Genomic DNA, 20,132 nt, shown 5'->3' with positions numbered 1-20,132 from the left:
GGCTTACTCCATCATCTTCTCAATAGGCAGCACCAGAATCGAACTGGCACCCAGCGCTTTCAGTTTTTCCATGGTTTCCCAGAACAGGGTTTCGCTGCTGACCATGTGCATCGCCACGCGGCTGACATCGCCTGCCAGCGGCAGCACGGTCGGGCGCTCTGCGCCAGGCAGCAGGCTGATCACTTCTTCCAGACGCTCACTCGGCGCGTGCAGCATGATGTACTTCGATTCACGCGCTTTAATCACGCCCTGAATACGGGTCATCATTTTGTCGATCAGCTCCTGCTTGGCGGCAGGCATCTCGCCGTCACGCTGGATCAGCACCGCTTTTGAACGATAGATTACTTCAACTTCGCGCAGGCCATTGGCTTCCAGCGTAGCACCGGTAGAGACCAGATCGCAGATGGCGTCAGCCAGACCGGCGCGGGTCGCCACTTCTACGGAACCGTTCAGTAAACAGGTTTTAAAGCTGACGCCTTTTTTGTCGAGGTATTGTTTTAACAGGTGCGGATAGGAGGTGGCGATACGGGATTTATCCAGGCATTCTGGGCCGGTGTACTCGGCATCTGTCGCCATCGCCAGTGACAGACGGCAACCGCCGAAGTCGAGGCGGCGCAGCGTAAAGTAGCGCGGATCTTCACCCTGGGCACGGCGCGACAGCAGCTCTTCTTCCAGTACGTTCTCGCCGATGATGCCTAAATCGACCACACCATCCATCACCAGGCCAGGAATATCGTCATCGCGCACGCGCAGGATGTCGATCGGCATGTTCTCCGCAAACGCAATCAGGCGCTGTTGCTGAAGGTTGATTTTAACGCCGCAGCGCGCCAGCAGTTCGCGTGAATCATCACTTAAACGGCCAGATTTCTGCATAGCTATGCGTAAACGGGTGTTATCTAACATGGTGCCTGTCCTCTTAATTCGGTCCTGAATGTGTGGTTACGTCAGCCCATAAAAAAACCCCCGGAAGACGATCTTCCGGGGGTTCTCTTGCGTTCACACCACTGGAAGATCTTGAAAGTCTTCCAGCACCAATCGCCTGAAAGACTAGTCAGGATGATGGTGGTGGTGATGGTTGAACTGAACGCGTGTCATAATAATCTCGTCGATGAATGAGTATTCATTTGTGGGGTTTAACCTAGCGAAGATGGCTGCGCTTGGCAACACTTTTTTAAACGGGCGGTTCGGAAAGCGCTGAAACAGGTTGTTCTGGTTTGCAATCCGGGGGCAAACTACGGTGAAGTCAGGGTTGATGTTTCACGTCAGGAGTCAAAATGAAGAAGGTCGCGATTGTGGGACTGGGCTGGTTAGGCATGCCGCTGGCCACGGCGTTAACGGCGCGAGGCTGGCAGGTCACCGGCAGCAAAACCACGCCAGACGGTGTAGACGCGGCACGCCGCTGCGGCATTGAGGCGTTCCAGCTGGAACTGACCCCGGAACTGCTCTGTGATGCCGCCGATATTGAGCCGTTATTCAACGTCGATGCGCTGATCGTTACACTGCCCGCCAGCCGCACAGCGGAAGGGGGCGAAGCCTATCTGCAGGCGGTGCAGAATGTGGTCGATACGGCGCTGGTTTATAAGGTACCGCGTATTATCTTTACCAGTTCCACCTCAGTCTATGGCAGCAGCGCCGGCGCTAAGCGGGAAAACAGCCCGCTGGACGCAGAAACGGTGGCCGGAAAGACGCTGGTTAAACTGGAGAACTGGCTGCACGATCTGCCAGGCACCAGCGTAGATATTGTGCGGCTGGCCGGTCTGGTCGGGCCAAAGCGCCATCCGGGACGCTTCCTCGCCGGCAAGCAGGATGTGGCCAATGGCTCGCAGGGCGTGAATCTGGTGCATCTGGATGATGTCGTTGAGGCGATCACGCTGCTGCTGCAGTCGCCCAAAGGGGGCCGGGTCTACAATCTGTGTGCCTCGAAACATCCCTCGCGTGACACCTTCTATCCTGCGGTCACGCACCAGCTTGGGCTGCAGCCGCCGCAGTTCGCACCCGAGGCGGAAAAGAATAGCGGCAAGCTGATTGATGGTTCCCGCATCTGTAGCGAGCTCGGTTTTGAGTACCGCTATGACGACCCGATTAAAATGCCGCTGGAGTGATACGCGGCTGGCGCTGTTGCGGGGGCTGAGTGCTCCCGCTCTGATAGGTGAGGGTTCTGCTCTTTTCATAGTTACAACATACTAAAACAGTTTAAACTACTGGGCAGAATGTGCCCTGCTGAAAGACCTGTTTTCATCAGGCCAGACAGCCAGGTCTGGCCCTCAGCCTCACACCCCTAACCGATCCCTCAACGCATACCACACCGCGCCCATCGCCGTCAGCGGCACCTTAAACCGTCGCCCACCGGGAAACGGCAGGTGAGGCAGGCGGGCGAAGGCATCAAAACGCTCGGCATCGCCGCGTAACACTTCGCTGATCAGCTTGCCGGAAAGATGCGTACTGGTTACGCCATGACCGCTGTCACCCTGCATAAAATAGACATTCTTCTCCAGCCGGCCAAACTGCGGCATGCGCGACAGCGTCAGGAGGAAATTGCCGCTCCAGCTGAAGTCCAGCTTCACGTTCTGCAACTGCGGGAAAGTGCGGCGCAGCTTGGGCCGGATCAACGCTTCAATATCGGCCGGTTCCCGTGCGCCATAAACCACGCCGCCGCCATAGAGCAGCCGGTTATCCGCAGTCAGACGGAAGTAATCCAGCAGATAGTTACAATCTTCCACACAGTAGTTGTTCGGCATCAGCGACAACGCCTGGTCGGTTGACAGCGGTTCGGTTGCCACAATCTGCGATCCGCACGGCATGCTTTTCCTGCTCAGTCGCGGTTCCAGCTGCGGGGCCAGATAGGCATTCCCGGCGAAGATCACAAAGGTCGCGCTGACCTCGCCCTGGGCGGTTTTCACCCGGTTTGGTGTGCCATAAACCACACTGGTCGCCGCGGACTGTTCATAGATGCGTCCGCCATGTCGACGGATCGCCTCCGCTTCACCCAGCGCCAGGTTCAGCGGATGCAGATGGCCGCCGCGCCGATCCAGCAGCCCGCCAACGTAGCGTTCGGTGGCGACTTCACGGCGGATGGCTCGCTCATCCAGCAGTTCCAGATCATGATTCCCATACTGCTGCCATAACGCTTTCTGTTTTCGCAGATGCGCCATCTGGCGCGCATTCAGGGCCGCAAAAACGCCGCCAGGCCGGTAATCGCAGTCAATCGCGTACCGCTTAATGCGATCGCGGATGATTTCAGCGCCTTCAAACATCATGCTGCCCAGCATACGGGCGCTCTCTTTACCGTAGCGCTGCTCAATCACATCCACGTCGCGGCTGTAGGAGTTCACCACCTGACCGCCGTTACGCCCGCTGGCACCAAAGCCGACCCGCGCCGCTTCCAGCACGACCACGTCATAGCCTACCTCGGTCAGATGCAGCGCCGCCGAAAGACCGGTGAAACCGCCACCAATAATGCAGACGTCACACTGAATGCTCTCCTGTAATGTCGGCCAGGGCGCATGCGGATTGGCGGTCGCTGCGTAATAACTCTCCACGTAATTCATAACAACCTCCGGAAGCGCCTAAAAGTTGGCTGGCGTATGGGCACTGACAATGCGGCAGGGGATTTCAGCACGGTTGGTGAAACTGTGTGGTAAGCCCGTATCAATGACGTAGCTCTCTCCGGCGGAGAGATGATAGTGCTCTCCGTTGATGACCAGCGTAATCTCTCCTTCCAGCAGCGTGCCGGTCTCTTCGCCCGGATGACGCAGCTTCTCGCCAGTGCTGGCACCGGGTTGATAAGTTTCCAGCAGCATGCCCAGCGTGCGCTGTGCACGGCCATTGTCGATAAGCTTCAGCGAAACCCCCTGACTGCCAATCTCCAGCAGGTCGCTGGCGCGGACAATGACCTTAGGTTCCGCGTCCGGTTTGGGTTCCGAGAAGAACTCTGACAGCGAGAGCCCATAGACTTTCAGCAGCTTCTGCAGGGTGCTGACCGCCGGGCTGACCTTATCCTGTTCAATGGTGCTGATGGCGCTATGGGTCAGTCCGGCCAGTTCGGCGACACGGCGTTGCGACAGCCCCAGTGTCTGCCGGATCTGCGCCAGCCGTCGTCCCGGCGCCAGCGTGGCATCACTCATTTTCTTTTTCCTTGTGATAACGAATGGCGGCCTGAATAAAGCCACTGAAGAGCGCCTGCGATCCCGCCGTGTGTTCCGGCTGCCACTCGGGATGCCACTGCACCGCCAGGGCGAAGGGATGATGGCGCAGACTCACCGCCTCAATCAGGCCATCCGGCGCGCGCGCTTCAACGCGCAACTGCGGGCCCGGTTCGCGTACCCCCTGATGATGCAGTGAATTGACCGCCAGCGGACTGTTGCTGTCCAGCAGCGTCGCCAGCAGGCCGTCGGGTTCAATAGTGATTGGATGCACCTGAGCATACTGCTGCTCCAGCGGCAGCGTCTCATCTTCATGGTGACGCTGAAACGACGGCTGCCCGCTGAGCTCTCGCCACAGCGCGCCACCATTCGCCACCACCAGCTCCTGCAGCCCACGGCAGATCCCGAACATCGGCATCTTGTAGCTGGTGGCCCAGGTGATCAGCTGAAAGGCGAGATGGTCACGGCCCGGATCGGCATGCAGCTCTTCGCCCGCCTCGCCATAATGCCAGGGTTCGATATTGCTGGGGCTGCCAGTCAGCAGCAGGCCATCCAGAACAGCCATAGCGTTTTCTAATAGATGAGGCGCATTCATCAGACTGTGGGGCAGGGCCAGCGGTACGCCACCCGCAAGGACAACCGCATCGGTATACTTATTGTGAACCGTCTGGCTCGGATGGCCGCCCAGATCCTTCTGGCACATCACTACGCCAATCAACGGCTTGTCAAAAATAATGCCCATCTCACGTCCTCGCATCGCTGTTCGAAATATCTACCGAAAGGGCACGTCTGGCGGTTAAGTGTGCAATATTTTTTCAATCTAGCAATCTGCTGTTTGTTCTTCAAACAGATTTGTTACATTTGCACACTTTTTATGTTGGCGCTATGTTAGTGGTGTGGCTGTTATTTTGAGCATTACGCAAACCTAATAGGGGCGGGTGAGATCATGACTAACCTGGTAGAAGTGGAAGACTTCACGCTTCACAGTGAAGAGAAACGAACCAGCGCGTTCCAGCTTGAGGTGAAAACCTGGCTGGAGCGCCATCCTGACACGCAGTATGTCGACATCCTGTTAAATGATTTAAATGGTGTGTTCCGCGGCAAGCGTATTCCGGTCTCTGCGCTGCCTAAGCTGGAAAAAGGGTGTTATTTCCCCGCCTCGGTGTTTGCCATGGATATCCTCGGCAACACAGTAGAAGAAGCGGGACTCGGCCAGTCACTGGGCGAACCCGATAATCTCTGTCTGCCCGTCACCGGTACTTTAGTTCCCTCCGCGTCTGACCCTCAGCACATTGCGCAACTGCTGTTAACCATGTGCAACCAAGATGGCACTCCCTTTGACGTTGAACCCCGAAATGTCCTTAACCGGCTGTGGCAACAGCTGCGTAACCGAGGTCTGTTTCCGGTGGTAGCGGTAGAGCTGGAGTTCTATCTGGTGGACAAAAAGCGCGATGCCGAAGGCTTTATCCAGCCGCCGTGTTCGCCCGGCAGTGATGAACGCAATATGCAGAGCCAGGTCTACTCGGTAGATAACCTCGATCATTTCGCCGATGTGCTGCGTGACATCGACGATCTGGCCCGTCAGCAGGGCATCCCGGCCGATGGTGCGCTGGCGGAAGCCTCGCCCGGACAGTTTGAAATTAACCTGCATCATACCCGCGACGTGCTGCGGGCCTGTGACCATGCGGTGCAGCTGAAACGCCTGATTCGTCAGGTGGCAGAAAACCACGGTATGACCGCCACGTTTATGGCGAAGCCCTATGAGGAGTATGCGGGCAGCGGCATGCATGTGCATATCAGCATGCTGGATGCCGCCGATCACAACGCCTTCGCCTGCGATGACGGCAGTGATTCGCCGCTGATGAAACGGGCGCTGGCCGGGATGATCGATCTGATGCCCGCCTCAATGGCGCTGCTGGCACCCAATGTGAATGCCTATCGCCGTTTTGTTCCGGACGCCTATGTGCCGTTGCAGGCATCGTGGGGCCATAACAACCGGACCGTTGCGCTGCGGGTGCCGTGCGGGGATATCGACAATCATCGTATTGAGTACCGGGTTGCGGGTGCGGATGCTAATCCCTACCTGGTGGTGTCGGCGATCCTTGCCGGGATGCTGCATGGGCTGGATACCCAGTTGCCGTTGCCGCATCCGGTTACCGGCAACGGTCACCATGCCGAGGGTCTGGCACTGCCGATCCGCCAGAGCGATGCGCTGTATGAGTTTGACAACAGCTATCCGCTGCAGAAGTTACTGGGCGAACGCTTTGCCAGTGTCTGGCACAGCTGTAAGCATCATGAACTGATGCAGTTTGAACGGCTGATTACGTCTACCGAGATCGACTGGATGCTGAAAAATGCCTGACAGGTTTTTTTACCTGTCATCTGACGCGCTTTTTTTTGCATAAGATGCCCCGATGGCTTGTATTCCTGCCACGGGTTAGGGCAGAATACGCGGCCTGCAAAATCAGATGATAACCGACGCTAACCGCGCCGGTTATTTTTTTGCATCCAGTTTTATTAGAGCGTTTTTTGCTGACTTAACCGAGGCCGGGCACGCACCCGGATAGATAAACACTGAAAACACGCATAAGCGTGAGATTGAGGATTACAAAGATGGGGATGTTTTACACTCTGCCAGCCAACGCTGGTACGCGTTTTCGTGATGACTACGGCGCCGCGTTAACCGCTAACCTTACTCCCTGTCGCTTAATGCGCAGTTGCCCTGTGACCCAGCCCAGCCAGGTTGTCGCACATGGGGGACTGAAGCATGTCGCTTAATACCTCCGCCGCACCGCAGCGTGCGCAACTCAAAAAAACACTCACGTTACTTCCGGTCGTCATGATGGGCTTAGCCTACATGCAGCCTATGACCCTGTTCGATACCTTTGGCATCGTTTCCGGGCTGACCGAAGGTCACGTCGCCACCGCTTATGCTTTCGCGCTGATTGCGATTCTGTTCACTGCCGTGAGTTACGGTAAGCTGGTACGCCGCTTCCCCTCTGCGGGCTCCGCTTATACCTACGCTCAGAAGGCGATCAGTCCGCACGTCGGCTTTATGGTCGGCTGGTCATCACTGCTGGACTACCTGTTCATGCCGATGATCAACATCCTGCTGGCTAAAAACTATTTCGAATCGCTGGTGCCGGGCATCCCGTCGTGGATTTTTGTGGTGTTGCTGGTCGGGTTTATGACGCTCTCTAACCTCAAGGGCATCAAAACCGTCGCCAACTTCAACAGTGTGATTGTGGTGCTGCAGGTGGTTGTCATGGTCGGGATTACCGCGATGGTAATCTACGGTGTGGCAAGCGGCGTGGGTTCCGGCACGCTGGTGAGCAGCCGTCCATTCTGGTCTGAGAATGCGCATGTGGTGCCGATGATTACCGGTGCGACGATACTCTGCTTCTCGTTCCTCGGCTTTGATGGCATCAGTTCGCTGTCCGAAGAGACCAAAGATGCAGAACGCACCATTCCGCGCGCTATTTTCCTGACCGCGCTGATTGGTGGTGTGATCTTTATCGCGGCATCTTACTTCCTGCAGCTCTACTTCCCGGACATCACACGCTTCCAGCATCCGGACTCATCGCAGCCTGAAATCATGCTGTTCGTGGCCGGTAAAGCGTTGCAGGTCGGCATCCTGATCTTCTCGGTGGTCACGGTGCTGGCATCCGGTATGGCGGCGCACGCTGGCGTCTCGCGTCTGATGTATGTGATGGGCCGTGATGGTGTGTTCCCGGAGCGTTTCTTCGGTTACATCCATCCGAAATGGCGTACTCCGTCGCTCAACGTGCTGCTGGTGGGTGCGATTGCGCTGATGGCGATTAACTTCGACCTGGTGACCGCAACCGCGCTGATTAACTTTGGTGCGCTGGTGGCGTTTACCTTCGTTAACCTGTCGGTGATTGCGCAGTTCTGGGTCCGTGAGAAGCGTAACCGCACGCTGAAAGATCACGTTCAGTATCTGCTGCTGCCGCTGCTTGGCGCGCTGACGGTGGGAGCGCTGTGGGTAAATCTGGAAGAGAGTTCTATGGAGCTGGGCCTGATCTGGGCCGCCATCGGGATTATCTACCTGGCGTTCGTAACCCGCAGCTTCCGTAATCCGGTGCCGCAGTTCAGCGAAGAAGTTTAATCACGCTCACGTTGCCGCCTTCCCGGTCTCAGGGAAGGCGGCGACAGCTTAACCAGCCAGTACCAGTTCACAGCTCCCCGCACTTAACAGCTCCCGCGCCGACTCACTCAGATGCGTGTCTGTCACTACCCGATCAAAGCTCTCCAGAGGTAAAGCCAGAAACGTCGCGATCCTGTTGTACTTCGAACTGTCACTCAGCAATACCCGCTTACTGCTCACCTCACTCACCGCCTGCTTCACCATCACTTTATCTTCATCCGGCGTAAACAAGCCACGCGGCCCCCAGCAGGAGGCGGAAATAAAGGCAATATCAATGGCCAGATGACGCAGGCTGCGTGCCGCCGACTCGCCGACACAGGAGCGGTTCTCCCGGCAAACGGTGCCGCCCGTGTGAATAACCCGGCACTGACTGGCCTCCATCAGCAGATTCGCCACCATAAAATCATTGGTTACCACCAGCAAATCATCGCGATCCACCACTTCTCTTGCCAGCGCTAACGTTGTGGTGCCGGCATCCAGGTAGATGCAGCTGTTACGGGGGATCTGTCGGGCGGCGGTGCGGCCAATGGCGCGCTTCTCCTCGTTGTAGAGGGTGCTTTTCGTCAGGTGTGACGGCTCAGCGGCCAGCCGCTCGGCTGAGCGCACGCCGCCGGAGACCGACAGCACGGCCCCTTGCTCCTCCAGTTTCTGCACATCACGGCGTATGGTCATGTGTGACACACCCAGCCGTTCAGTGAGTTCTGCAATGCTCACCACGCCACGATCGGCCACCAGCGCAAGAATCTGTTGATGACGTTCAACCGGAATCATATCGGCTCCCTGATAATTATCATTTTTTCACATTATAAAGGATCTGCCGGTTAACCAGAACAAATAATAACAGCTTTAATCCCGGCAACGGCGGCGCTAACTGCACTGCGGCAGGGCCACTGCTGCCAATGTGGTAATGTTAAAAATTGTTCTGGTTCACATCGGGAATATTTTTTTGTGAGCGGTAACACATTTTTGGCGGCAGTAAACTGGCAGGATTAACAGTAACAAACAAATAATCACTTAAATTAACAGTGGAGGCGTATCGTGCCAGCTGAAAATATCTGCGTTATCGGGTTAGGTTCCATGGGCATGGGTGCCGCGAAATCCTGCCTGCGTGCCGGTCTCAATACCTGGGGTGTCGATTTGAATCCCGCCGCGCTTGAGAACTTACGCCAGGCAGGCGCGCGTGATGCGCAGCCTTCAGCATCCGCCTTTGCAGAACAGCTTGATGCCGTTTTGCTGCTGGTGGTTAATGCGCAGCAGGTTAACGCCATTCTGTTCGGTGAAGAGGGCCTGGCCGCAAAACTGCGTCCCGGCACCGTGGTCATGGTCTCATCCACATTGTCCGCCCTGGATGCGCAGCAGATTGAACAACAGCTGGCGCAATATCAGCTGCTGATGCTGGATGCACCGGTCTCCGGCGGTGCCGCTAAGGCGGCCAGCGGTGAGATGACGGTGATGGCGTCCGGCAGCGACGCGGCCTTTGCACAACTGCAATCTGTACTGGATGCCGTCGCAGCCAAAGTATATCGCGTGGGCAGTGAGATCGGCCTCGGGTCAACCGTCAAAATTATCCATCAGCTGCTGGCAGGTGTTCACATCGCGGTCGGGGCAGAAGCGATGGCGCTGGCGGCGCGTGCCGGCATCCCGCTGGAAACCATGTATGAAGTGGTCACCAACGCCGCAGGCAATTCATGGATGTTCGAAAACCGCATGCGGCATGTGGTGGACGGCGACTATAGCCCGAAATCGGCGGTCGATATCTTTGTTAAAGATCTCAACCTGGTGGCCGATACCGCGAAATCCCTGCACTTCCCGCTGCCGCTGGCCTCAACCGCCCTCAATATGTTCACCGAAGCCAGCAACGCCGGTTACGGCCGGGAAGATGACAGTGCAGTGATTAAAATCTTCAGCGGCATCACGCTGCCGCAGGCAGAGGAGAAAATCTGATGCGGCTTGGCGTGATAGCGGACGATTTTACCGGTGCGACTGACATCGCCAGTTTTCTGGTGCAGAACGGGCTGACCACTATTCAGTTCAACGGCATTCCTGACAGCGAGGAAATCACAGAGGCGCAGGCGATTGTGGTCAGCCTGAAGAGCCGCTCCTGTCCGGCAGACCAGGCGGTTGCTCAGTCGCTGGCTGCGCTGGCCTGGCTGCAGACGCAGGGCTGTGAGCGTTTCTACTTCAAATATTGTTCCACCTTCGACAGCACCGCGCAGGGCAATATCGGTCCGGTAACCGACGCTCTGCTGCAGGCGCTGGGTGAAACGCAGACGGTAATCTGTCCGGCGCTGCCGGTGAATGGCCGCACCGTTTATCAGGGCTACCTGTTTGTCGGCGATCAGCTGCTGTCAGATTCCGGTATGCGGCATCATCCCGTCACACCGATGCACGACAGTAACCTGCTGCGCCTGATGACATCACAGGCGACGGGCAAAGCCGGGCTGATCGCTGCGGCACAGGTCGATCAGGGCGCTGAGTCAGTACGGCAGGCGCTGGGTCAGCTGGCGGTGCAGGGGATCAACTACGTCGTAACTGACGTCCTGCATCAGGAACATCTGTTGACCCTGGGCGAAGCACTGAGCGATCTGCGCCTGTTCACCGGCGGTTCCGGGCTGGCCATCGGTCTGGCACGGCAGTGGGCGACGGCTCAGAGTGATGCAAAAGCGGAGCAGGCAGGCCGTCCGCAGGGCGATCGCGCCGTGGTGCTTTCCGGCTCCTGTTCGCAGATGACCAATCGTCAGGTCGCCGCGTACCGCCAGCTGGCACCGGCCTGCGAAGTTGAGACTGAACGCTGCCTGGACGATGCCGGGGCTTATGCCCGGCAGTTATGCGACTGGGTGGAAGCGAACAGCGATCAGACGCTGGCACCCCTGCTGTTTGCCACCGCTGACGCGCAACAATTGCAGGCGATTCAACAGCGTTATGGTGCTCAGCGCAGCAGCGAAGCGGTTGAGCAACTGTTTGCTGCCGTCACCCGCGAGCTGAAACGGCGCGGATGGCAGCGCTTTATCGTGGCGGGTGGCGAAACCTCCGGCGTGGTCGCGCAGAGCCTGGGTGTGACGGCCTTTCACATCGGTCCGACGATTTCGCCCGGCGTGCCCTGGGTGCGCGACATTCATCAGCCGCTCTCTCTGGCACTGAAGTCGGGCAATTTTGGCGATGAAGATTTCTTCCGCCGCGCGCAAAGGGAGTTTACTGATGTCTGAATCTTTCTCTTTAACGGAACAGCAGGCGCGTGACGAGATGGTGCGTCTTGGCGCTTCGTTCTTTCAGCGCGGCTATGCCACCGGCTCGGCGGGCAACCTCTCAATGTTGCTGGAGGATGGCAATCTGCTGGCGACACCCACCGGTTCATGCCTGGGTGAATTACAGGGTGACCGGCTGGCAAAAGTCACGCCTGACGGCGAATGGATCTCAGGCGATAAACCCTCCAAAGAAATTGCGTTTCACCGCGCGCTCTATCTGAATAATCCCGACTGCAGGGCGGTGGTGCATCTGCATAGCCACTACCTGACGGCGCTCTCCTGCTTACAGGGGCTGGACACGGACAACTGCATCCGCCCGTTTACCCCCTATGTGGTGATGCGTGTCGGTGATGTGCCGGTTGTGCCTTACTACAAGCCGGGTGATGGGCGACTGGCTGAGGATCTCGCGGCGCTGGCTCCACGTTACCGTGCCTTCCTGCTGGCGAATCATGGCCCGGTAGTAGTGGGGAAATCGTTGCAGGAAGCGGCAGACAACACTGAAGAGCTGGAGGAGACCGCCCGGCTGATCTTTACCCTGGGAGACCGCCCGATCCGTTATCTCAATGATGCCGAAGTGGCGGAATTAAGGAGCCGATAATGCCGAAGTTTGCTGCTAACCTTTCGACGCAATTTACTGAATTGCCGTTTGCTGAACGCTTCGCTGCAGCGGCAGAAGCCGGTTTCACCGCCGTCGAATTTCTGTTTCCTTATGACTATCCCGCCACGCAGATCAAGCAGTGGCTTGATGATAACCAGCTGGACTTGGTGCTGTTCAATACCGCACCCGGCAACGTCGCAGCGGGTGAGTGGGGCGTTTCGGCCATCCCTGGACGGGAAGCGGAAGCAAAGGCGGATATCGATCGCGCCCTGAACTATGCGCTGGCGCTGAACTGCCCGCAGGTGCACATCATGGCGGCGACGGTGCCGCCCGACGCTGACCGTCAGCGCTACGTTGAGACCTTTATCAGCAATATGCGTTATGCGGCTGAGCGCTTTGCGCCGCACGGCATTATCCTGCTGATTGAGGCGCTTAATCCCACCACCAAACCCAACTATCTTTATGCCAGCCAGTATCAGACGCTGGAGATGGTCGAACAGATTGATCGACCCAATGTCTTCACTCAGCTCGACCTGTTCCATGCGCAACGGGTGGATGGCAACCTCAGCCATTTGATTCGCCACTATGCCGGACGCTATCGGCACGTGCAGATTGCTTCGGCACCGGATCGTCATGAACCGGATGAGGGTGAAATCAACTACCCCTATCTTTACTCACTGCTGGATGAGGTCGGCTATTCCGGCTGGGTGGGCTGCGAATATATCCCGCGCGGCAGCACTACTGCGGGCCTTGGCTGGTTTGCGCCCTGGGCGAGAAAAACCTGATTTAACGGGCTAAAAAAACCGGTGTTTCGGCACCGGTTGAGATTTTTTCGTCCTTTTTCTGACCCTGCACCTGTTTATTCTGTACGCCGATAACCTAAAAAATATAACAATTTCTGAGGTTTACTATGTCCACCGCACTGCTGTTAGCCATAGCGACCGCCAGCATCGTGATCCTGCTGCTGCTGGTCATCAAAGTCAAAGTTCATCCCTTTGTCGCCCTGTTAATTGTCAGTCTGCTGGTGGCCATCGCCACCGGCATTCCGGCTGAAAAAATCATGGAGACGATTATCACGGGGATGGGCGGGCTGCTCGGGCACATCACCATCATCATCGTTCTTGGTGCCATGCTTGGGGCGATCATTGAAGCCTCGGGCGGTGCCGAGTCGCTGGCGCAGCGTTTCAGTAAAACGCTGGGGCTGAAGCGTACCGTTGCGGCATTGACCATGGCGGCCTTTATCCTTGGCATCCCGGTATTTTTTGAAGTCGGTTTTATCATTGTTATTCCGCTGATTTATGGCTTTACCAAAGTGGCGCGGGTCTCGCCGCTGAAGTTTGGCCTGCCGATGGCGGGTGTGATGCTGACGGTACATGTGGCATTGCCGACCCATCCGGGCGCAGCGGCGGCAGCCGGGATCCTGCACACCGACATGGGATGGCTGATGATACTGGGAATCGCGATTTCCGTGCCGGTCGGGATCATCGGCTACTACGTAGCGAAATTCATGAACCGTCGCCACTACCCTCTGTCGGTGGAGGTGCTGGAACAGTTGCAGATGGCCAGGCCGGAAGGGCAGGAAAAGAAGAATGAACCGGCACCACCCGGTGCGCTCACCATCAGCGGCCTGATTGTGGTCCCGATTGTATTGATCGTGCTGGGAACTCTGTCACACACACTGCTGGCTGAAGGGAGTCTGCTGCGTAGTGTGATGACCGTGATCGGCACACCGCCGATTGCCCTGCTGATTGCCTTAGGGCTGGCGGCCTGGCTGCTGGGCGTACGGCGTGGCTGGAGCAAAGATAAGCTGGAAGATCTGACCGGCCGGGCCATTCCCACCTCTGCCAGCGTGATTCTGGTGGCCGGGGCCGGTGGTGCATTCGGCAAAGTCTTGGTGGAGTCGGGCGTGGGTAAAGCGCTGGCGGTCACCCTTGAAACGCTGCATCTGCCGCTGGTGCCCGCAGCATTTATCCTGTCGCTGGCGCTGCGTGCATCACAGGGTTCCGCCACGGTGGCGATCCTGACCACCAGCGGGCTGCTGACGCAGGCGGTGACCGGCGTGACGGATATGCAACGGGTACTGGTCACCCTGGCGGCCTGTTTTGGTGGTCTGGGATTGTCGCATGTCAATGATGCGGGATTCTGGGTGGTGACCCGTTATCTGGGACTTTCGGTGGCCGACGGTTTACGCACCTGGACGGTGCTGACAACACTAATGGGGCTGAGCGGCTTTGCGCTGACCTGGCTGGCGTGGACCGTGCTCTGATTAAGCAGCATCAGAAAGTCTGACCCGGCAGGCGATACCGGGTCAGACTCTTAGTGCTTCAGGAAACCAACTCCTGCGCATAGAGATAGAGCGCTTTAAGCTGCCCAACCTTTTCTGCATCCGCTTCATGCAGATTCGCCAGAGCTTCCAGTTCCTGCATAAACGCCTGCACCCGATCGGCATTAAGCACGTCACGACGGTGCTGCAACCAGCGTTGCTGCTCGGCATCGTCCAGCGTGCCGGGGAAGTTACGCGCCCGATAGCGGAACAGCAGTTTCGCTACCCGTGCACTCTCAAAGCTCAGGTCCAGCGCAGGCAGATTCGCGGGCGCGGTCTGGCGGATAATATTCATCCCCGCCCGGTCGGCATCACTGAAGAAGCCATCATAGAGTTGTGTGTCCACATCATCTGACGGCGTAAACGGCTCCGCTTCGGCAAATAGCGTGACCAGTTTTTCCCGCACGTCGGGCTGCTGACGCAGCAGCGCCAGATTCGCCAGGCAGTGCTGACGATCAATATTCAGCCGGGCCGCATCTTCCGGCCGCAGCGTACTGGCAGGCGCCAGCACCGGACACTTATTGATATGCACCAGTTTGACCGGCACCGCGGGCAGATCGCCGAGATCGTTTTTCGGCGTGTAAAGACGCTCACGCAGCGTGTCGGCATCCAGTTGCAGCAGCGGTGACATATCGCCCGCCAGATCCACCACGATCAGCGCATTGCGGTTATCGGGATGCCAGGCCAGCGGTACGATCCAGCTGGTGTTACCGCGCGCGGCACCGAACATACCGGAGACATGAACCAGCGGTTTCATCTGCGGGATATCAATCAGGTTCATCAGCTTGTTTTTGTTACGATGGGTAAACAAAAACTCAAACAGTTTTGGCTGCTTCTCCTTCACCAGCTTCGCCATCGCCAGCGTGGCGTAAACGTCGGACATGGCATCGTGCGCATTTTCATGGGAGACGCCGTTTGCTTTGGTCAGATGCTCCAGCCGGAAGCTGGGAAAACCTTCTTCATTCTCAGGCCAGTTGATCCCTTCTGGCCGTAACGCGTAGCAGGCACGCATCACGTCGAGCAGGTCCCAGCGTGAGTTGCCGTTTTGCCAGGCCCAGCCATAGGGATCGTAAAAGTTGCGATAGAAGATATTGCGCGTCACTTCATCATCGAAACGCACGTTGTTGTAGCCCACCACACAGGTTTGCTCCGTGGTGAACAACGCGTGGATGCGTTCAGCGAACTCAGCTTCGATCACGCCGCGACTCATCGCTATCTGCGGAGTAATGCCGGTGATCATCACCGCTTCGGGCTGTGGCAGATAGTCATCAGGCGGACGGCAGTAAAACACTTCGGGTTCGCCGACCGGATTAAACTCACTGTCGGTGCGCAGGCCGGCAAACTGGGCTGGCCGGTCACGAGAGGGGCTGGTGCCGAAGGTCTCGTAATCGTGAAAGAGGAAAGTGGGCTGTACGCGGTCGTTATTCAAATTTCATATCCGTTCATTGCGTTCACTGACTTAATGAACAGAAAGCGATAAAACGGCTTTCTGTTCGCTCTGTATCCCTGTGCGCGCAGGCAGAATTTAGCTCTGATCATTATGTCTGATGCGCGCTGACTGCGGGTTCAGCCGTACAGAGCCATTATAGCGGCTCCGCGCAGCGGCTGACGCCATTCCTGTATGGTAAACCATATTCCGGTACGACAAAAATTTCAGGCGCTGTGGCCTGAGTCTTCGCATATCTCCGGATAATGATCGTGTTTCACTTCCGCTACAGTCTGGCGCGTTAAAGGCCTCGCCACGCTCATTGGTTACCGAAAAAATCTGGCGGTAAGGTTACGCGGTTTACCTGAAGCAGTTTGGTGATCAAACGAAACTGTTAAAATAAAGTACGATTTAACATCTCCTTTTCAGGAATATAAAAGTACTGTGCGAATCATTACAGGAATATGTTTTTTTGAGGACGATTAGTGCAATTTTATCATGAAGGTTTTTCAGTGCCTGTGCTTATAGAGTGCAACTGATTGTTTGTATTTTGCTTTTTTGAGGTTTGGTTTGTTAATGATGATTTTGAAGGCTCCAGCACTGAATGATATAAATAATAAGCGCGCGCAAAACATTGTTATTTCAGGATGAAAACTAATGGGAGAATAAATTATGGAAATAGTGAACCATGTGAAGTTAAAAAGCGTGGCGGGTGCAAGCGGTGCCTATGATCCGGCTTATGCTGGCGCTGGCGCCCGTCAAAGCCAGCATGGAGGTAACCATGGTAGCAGCGGCAGTAATGGAAGCCACGATATTTATGCAGGGACGGATAGCTGTGTTATATCCATTGGGTTAGGTGCTCTGGGCGGTATAAAAGGTGGGCCGCTGGGAGCACTAACCGGTGTCCTGTCAAACGGATATGGCACCTGTATTGGTAGCGCAAATAATGGTTCTGGTGGCAATGCAGCGCAATCCGGTTCCGGAAGTTGCTCTGGAGGAATAGGGGGCGTATGCAATTAGAAAAAAAGTCAAAGATATGCACCTGCTTGGTAGAGTTAGCTGTCATGGGCTTATGTCTGATATTAAATGTCTCTTTTTTGCATAGTGCCGGCATACTGGATTGGGGGTATTTTGATATTCCTGAAAATGTTTCAGGATACGCATTGTACCTGACCAGTTTTATCGGGACTTTGGTCATAAGCAAAAGGGTGGCTGACTTTTTTAAGGCGATTTTATCAAAAGCCTGAGTGACTGAATGTAAAGCCCGCCCCGGTGGGCTTTTCTATATATAGCGTAGTGGTCGGGTATCATGCCACCTGGACGGCAAACATAAAAACCCACTCAACCAATCCAGAGGATTGACACAGGAACATCGTTAGCGAGTTGTCGATGAGCCAAAAAACGCTCCAAACCGCTATGGCTATGTTTACAGGACGGCAAAGCGCCGGTTTTGAGCCTCAATCCGCAGAGCCAGTTCATACTTTTTTTCAATTTATTCAAACCTTCACAACGCTTTTGCCGTAAAACGTGCGGCTGTTTCCGTTTCGTTTTAGAAATTTTCTCTCCCGTGCAATTAAGGATGAAGTGTTGAAAAGGCGTCTGCTGTTCACCGTTACCGCTACTGTTTTTTGGGCCTCGCTGGCACAGGCTGATGCGATTCCCTTTCCTGTGACGCCACCAGCGATTGATGCGGCTTCCTGGGTGCTGATGGATGCCACCACAGGACAGGTTCTGACTGCTGGCAATCCCGATGAACGCCGTAATCCCGCCAGCCTGACCAAACTGATGACCGGTTACGTGGTTGATCGCGCCATTGACCAGAAGAAAATCAGCCGTGACGACATGGTTACGGTCGGAAAAGATGCCTGGGCGGCGGGTAATCCGGTGTTCAAAGGCTCCTCGCTGATGTTCCTGAAGCCAGGCGATAAGCTGAGCGTCCGGGATTTAAGCCGTGGCGTCATCATCGACTCCGGTAACGACGCCTGCGTTGCCCTGGCTGATTATGTGGCGGGCAGCGAAGCGAACTTCGTCGGCATGATGAATCACTACGTTGAGAAGCTCGGCCTGCAGAATACCCATTTTGAAACGGTTCATGGTCTGGATGCGCCGGGTCAGTTCTCCAGCGCGCTGGATATGGCGAAACTGTCACGCGCCATTATTGATGGTGAGCCTGATTTTTATGCCATGTACAGTGAGAAGACCCTGACCTGGAATGGCATTACCCAGAACAACCGTAATGGCCTGTTGTGGGATAATAATCTCCACGTTGATGGGCTGAAAACCGGTCACACTGAGACCGCGGGCTTTAACATCATCGCCTCGAATGTGGTGGGCAAGCATCGCCTGATCGCCGTCGTCATGGGCGGTAAAAGCCCGAAAGGCCGCGAAGAGCAGGCGCGTAAACTGCTGGTCTGGGGCCAGAACACCTTTGATACCGTTCAGCTGTTCCATGCCGGTAAGAAAATTGGCAGCGAAAACGTCTGGTATGGCAATCCTCATCAGGTGGATGTGGGTACCGCAGAAGATGTTTATCTGTCACTGCCGCGCAGTGAAGTGCAGAGCGTGAAGGCGAAGTACGTCATCGATCGTAAAGATCTGGAAGCCCCACTGAAAGCCAACGAAGTCATTGGTGAAATTCAGGTGATGGATAAAGATCAGCAGATTGCCCACTATCCGCTGGTGGCGCTGAGTGGGGTTGAACCTGCAGGCGTGATTACCCGCCTGACGGATTATCTCAAGCAGAAGTTCTGATTAGCCGATTGTCAGCACTAAAACGGGTAGCCTGCTGGCTGCCCGTTTTTACTTGCACGCTGGCTGCCCTGAATGTGTTACTGAGAGCAGATAAAGGTTAAAAATCGCATTAAGTTGTTTTTAACTACCGGGAAAGTATGTGAGGCGGATGTTGATAATTGTAAGCGAACGTCAAAACTGTTTTAAATATCCGGCCCGTGCTAAGCCTGAGCCGCGTTCAGCGTTAAGATAGCCACACCATGTTCCCGCAACCGGAAAGTCATTTTGCGTCCCGATAAGCCCATATCAAAACTGGAGTTCTGGTTTTATCGCCATTATCGCTCCGTCCACGGTGTGCGTATTGCCATCGCCTTTTTGCTCTGCTTTATCTTTGTGCGGGCGACCGATATCCCTGAAGGCACCTGGCCGCTGATTACGCTGGTGGTGGTGATGGGGCCCATCTCCACCTGGGGGAATGTCTTTCCGCGCGCACTGCAGCGCATCAGCGGCACGGTCGCCGGGTCAATATCCGGTCTGATTGCCCTGAAGCTGGAGCTGATTTCGATGCCGATGATGCTGGCCTGGTGCGGCATCATCATGATGATCAGCGGCTACCTGACGCTGGGCAAACATCCCTACATGGCGTTGTTGATCGGGATTACGCTGAGCGTGGTCGTGGGCGCACCAACCGGCGATTTCACGATGGCACTGTGGCGCGGCGGTGATGTGATTCTGGGCTCGCTGATGGCGCTGCTGTTTACCGCTATCTGGGCGCAGCGTGCCTATACACACTGGCGCATTCAACTCTCCGACGCGCTGGCGGAAATGGCAAAAATCTATCACGCCGGCTTCTCACCCAACCTGGTTGAAAAGCCGCGTCTTAACAAGCCGCTGGGCAAATTGCTGAGCAGCGTGATCAAAATGCGGGCGCTGCTGGAGCCGTCAAGCAAAGAGACGCGCATTCCAAAATCAGTGCTTGAAGCGATCCAGACCATCAACCGTAATATGGTTTACACCATTGAGATGCAGATTAATGCCTGGTGGGCATCGCGCGAGAGCCATCTGATTATGCTTAACGCGCCTGCATTGCGCCGCACCCAGCAGATGACTGAGAACACGCTGCGGGCGCTGTCGGTCATGGCGATTGAAGGGGAAACGGAAGAGGTGGTGGCTAACAGTCACGAGCTGACCGAAATCAGTGGCGAACTGCGGCGACTGATCGCGGAAGCGGGCAGCGAAGGTCTGGAGGAGACGCCGATCTACGGCTACGTCTGGCTGACACTGGAACTGGCAAAACAGCTGGAGCGGATGACCGACCTGATGCGAATGGCGCTGCGCAAATAATCACCTCAGACAATGACTTAATGTGAAACAGGGTTTCTTTGCGCTAAGATAAGAGCCAGTCTGAATTTAGCTGTGAAAATTGCTTACCTGGCGGGCTAGCCGCTAAGCTGATCGTTTTGACTCTCTCCCTGCGTCAGCAGGCTCAAAGAAAGGTGCCAT

Annotated in this window: 18 protein-coding genes and 1 other annotated feature; of the genes, 11 read left to right on the top strand and 7 right to left on the bottom strand. The window is 56.0% G+C overall.

Annotated elements, in window-relative coordinates; genetic code table 11:
• Positions 1–3: 3 nt before the first annotated feature.
• Complete coding sequence (gene hisG / locus AFL22_RS01915; RefSeq protein WP_004571317.1) at positions 4–903, bottom strand: ATP phosphoribosyltransferase; 900 nt, start codon at positions 901–903, stop codon at positions 4–6.
• 48 nt (positions 904–951) lie between these two features.
• Positions 952–1,072: a sequence feature (His leader region), on the bottom strand.
• Positions 1,048–1,095, bottom strand: coding sequence for a his operon leader peptide (hisL, locus tag AFL22_RS23905; RefSeq protein ID WP_100396937.1), 48 nt, complete (start codon positions 1,093–1,095; stop codon positions 1,048–1,050). It overlaps the preceding feature by 25 nt.
• A 179-nt stretch (positions 1,096–1,274) precedes the next feature.
• Here hisL and AFL22_RS01910 point away from each other — a divergent pair, with 179 nt between their 5' ends.
• Positions 1,275–2,102: an SDR family oxidoreductase gene (locus AFL22_RS01910; RefSeq protein ID WP_022625005.1), complete on the top strand. Its 828-nt coding sequence runs from the start codon at positions 1,275–1,277 to the stop codon at positions 2,100–2,102.
• Positions 2,103–2,270: 168 nt separating this feature from the next.
• Here AFL22_RS01910 and AFL22_RS01905 read toward each other — a convergent pair whose 3' ends face one another.
• From AFL22_RS01905 to puuD, 3 genes are read right to left on the bottom strand one after another with little or no spacing between them, the layout of a single operon-like run.
• Complete coding sequence (locus tag AFL22_RS01905) at positions 2,271–3,548, bottom strand: FAD-binding oxidoreductase (RefSeq protein ID WP_010248052.1); 1,278 nt, start codon at positions 3,546–3,548, stop codon at positions 2,271–2,273.
• An 18-nt stretch (positions 3,549–3,566) separates the two neighbouring features.
• Positions 3,567–4,124, bottom strand: a complete 558-nt coding sequence (puuR, locus tag AFL22_RS01900) for an HTH-type transcriptional regulator PuuR (protein WP_010670955.1) — start codon at positions 4,122–4,124, stop codon at positions 3,567–3,569.
• Positions 4,117–4,884, bottom strand: coding sequence for a gamma-glutamyl-gamma-aminobutyrate hydrolase (gene puuD / locus AFL22_RS01895; protein ID WP_052270666.1), 768 nt, complete (start codon positions 4,882–4,884; stop codon positions 4,117–4,119). Before puuD ends, puuR begins: the two co-directional genes overlap by 8 nt.
• Before the next feature lie 201 nt (positions 4,885–5,085).
• Here puuD and AFL22_RS01890 point away from each other — a divergent pair, with 201 nt between their 5' ends.
• Both AFL22_RS01890 and AFL22_RS01885 read left to right on the top strand, forming a co-directional pair.
• Positions 5,086–6,504 carry a glutamine synthetase family protein gene (locus AFL22_RS01890; RefSeq protein WP_029519400.1) on the top strand — a complete coding sequence of 473 codons (1,419 nt, stop codon included), beginning with the start codon at positions 5,086–5,088 and terminating at the stop codon, positions 6,502–6,504.
• Positions 6,505–6,909: 405 nt separating this feature from the next.
• Entirely contained in the window at positions 6,910–8,268 is a 1,359-nt protein-coding gene (locus AFL22_RS01885) for an APC family permease (RefSeq protein WP_010248042.1), read from the top strand.
• Positions 8,269–8,316: 48 nt separating this feature from the next.
• Here AFL22_RS01885 and ygbI read toward each other — a convergent pair whose 3' ends face one another.
• Entirely contained in the window at positions 8,317–9,078 is a 762-nt protein-coding gene (ygbI, locus tag AFL22_RS01880; RefSeq protein WP_045140278.1) for a DNA-binding transcriptional repressor YgbI, read from the bottom strand.
• 267 nt (positions 9,079–9,345) lie between these two features.
• Between ygbI and ltnD the strand changes: the two genes are divergently transcribed.
• From ltnD to AFL22_RS01855, 5 genes are all read left to right on the top strand, one after another.
• On the top strand, positions 9,346–10,251 hold the full coding sequence (gene ltnD / locus AFL22_RS01875; RefSeq protein WP_052270665.1) for an L-threonate dehydrogenase: 906 nt from the start codon (positions 9,346–9,348) through the stop codon (positions 10,249–10,251).
• On the top strand, positions 10,251–11,513 hold the full coding sequence (gene otnK, locus AFL22_RS01870) for a 3-oxo-tetronate kinase (RefSeq protein ID WP_052270664.1): 1,263 nt from the start codon (positions 10,251–10,253) through the stop codon (positions 11,511–11,513). The genes ltnD and otnK overlap by 1 nt, the downstream gene beginning before the upstream one ends.
• Positions 11,506–12,150, top strand: coding sequence for an aldolase (locus AFL22_RS01865; RefSeq protein ID WP_010248031.1), 645 nt, complete (start codon positions 11,506–11,508; stop codon positions 12,148–12,150). The genes otnK and AFL22_RS01865 overlap by 8 nt, the downstream gene beginning before the upstream one ends.
• Positions 12,150–12,935: an HPr family phosphocarrier protein gene (locus AFL22_RS01860; protein WP_052270663.1), complete on the top strand. Its 786-nt coding sequence runs from the start codon at positions 12,150–12,152 to the stop codon at positions 12,933–12,935. The genes AFL22_RS01865 and AFL22_RS01860 overlap by 1 nt, the downstream gene beginning before the upstream one ends.
• Positions 12,936–13,060: 125 nt before the next feature.
• The gene (locus AFL22_RS01855; protein ID WP_052270662.1) at positions 13,061–14,416 is read left to right on the top strand and encodes a GntP family transporter; all 1,356 of its coding nucleotides are present in this window, start codon (positions 13,061–13,063) and stop codon (positions 14,414–14,416) included.
• A 58-nt stretch (positions 14,417–14,474) separates the two neighbouring features.
• Here AFL22_RS01855 and sbcB read toward each other — a convergent pair whose 3' ends face one another.
• A complete protein-coding gene (sbcB, locus tag AFL22_RS01850) occupies positions 14,475–15,902 on the bottom strand; it encodes an exodeoxyribonuclease I (protein ID WP_033778828.1) in 1,428 nt (475 codons plus the stop codon).
• A 1,007-nt stretch (positions 15,903–16,909) separates the two neighbouring features.
• On the opposite strand from sbcB, the gene AFL22_RS01845 reads away from it, so the two are divergent.
• From AFL22_RS01845 to AFL22_RS01835, 3 genes are all read left to right on the top strand, one after another.
• The gene (locus AFL22_RS01845; protein ID WP_052270661.1) at positions 16,910–17,146 is read left to right on the top strand and encodes a hypothetical protein; all 237 of its coding nucleotides are present in this window, start codon (positions 16,910–16,912) and stop codon (positions 17,144–17,146) included.
• Between the two features lie 340 nt (positions 17,147–17,486).
• Positions 17,487–18,650 (top strand): serine-type D-Ala-D-Ala carboxypeptidase DacD, encoded by a 1,164-nt coding sequence (gene dacD, locus AFL22_RS01840; protein ID WP_197276776.1) that lies wholly within the window; start codon positions 17,487–17,489, stop codon positions 18,648–18,650.
• A gap of 264 nt (positions 18,651–18,914) precedes the next feature.
• The gene (locus tag AFL22_RS01835; RefSeq protein ID WP_010670945.1) at positions 18,915–19,973 is read left to right on the top strand and encodes an FUSC family protein; all 1,059 of its coding nucleotides are present in this window, start codon (positions 18,915–18,917) and stop codon (positions 19,971–19,973) included.
• Positions 19,974–20,132 lie beyond the last annotated feature (159 nt).

It is taken from the genome of Pantoea sp. CFSAN033090, from assembly GCF_001264395.1.
In the GTDB taxonomy this organism is placed as follows: Bacteria; Pseudomonadota; Gammaproteobacteria; order Enterobacterales; family Enterobacteriaceae; genus Pantoea; species Pantoea agglomerans.
Note: the sequence above shows the minus strand (reverse complement) of the source record. Positions and strands in the feature narration are given on the sequence as shown.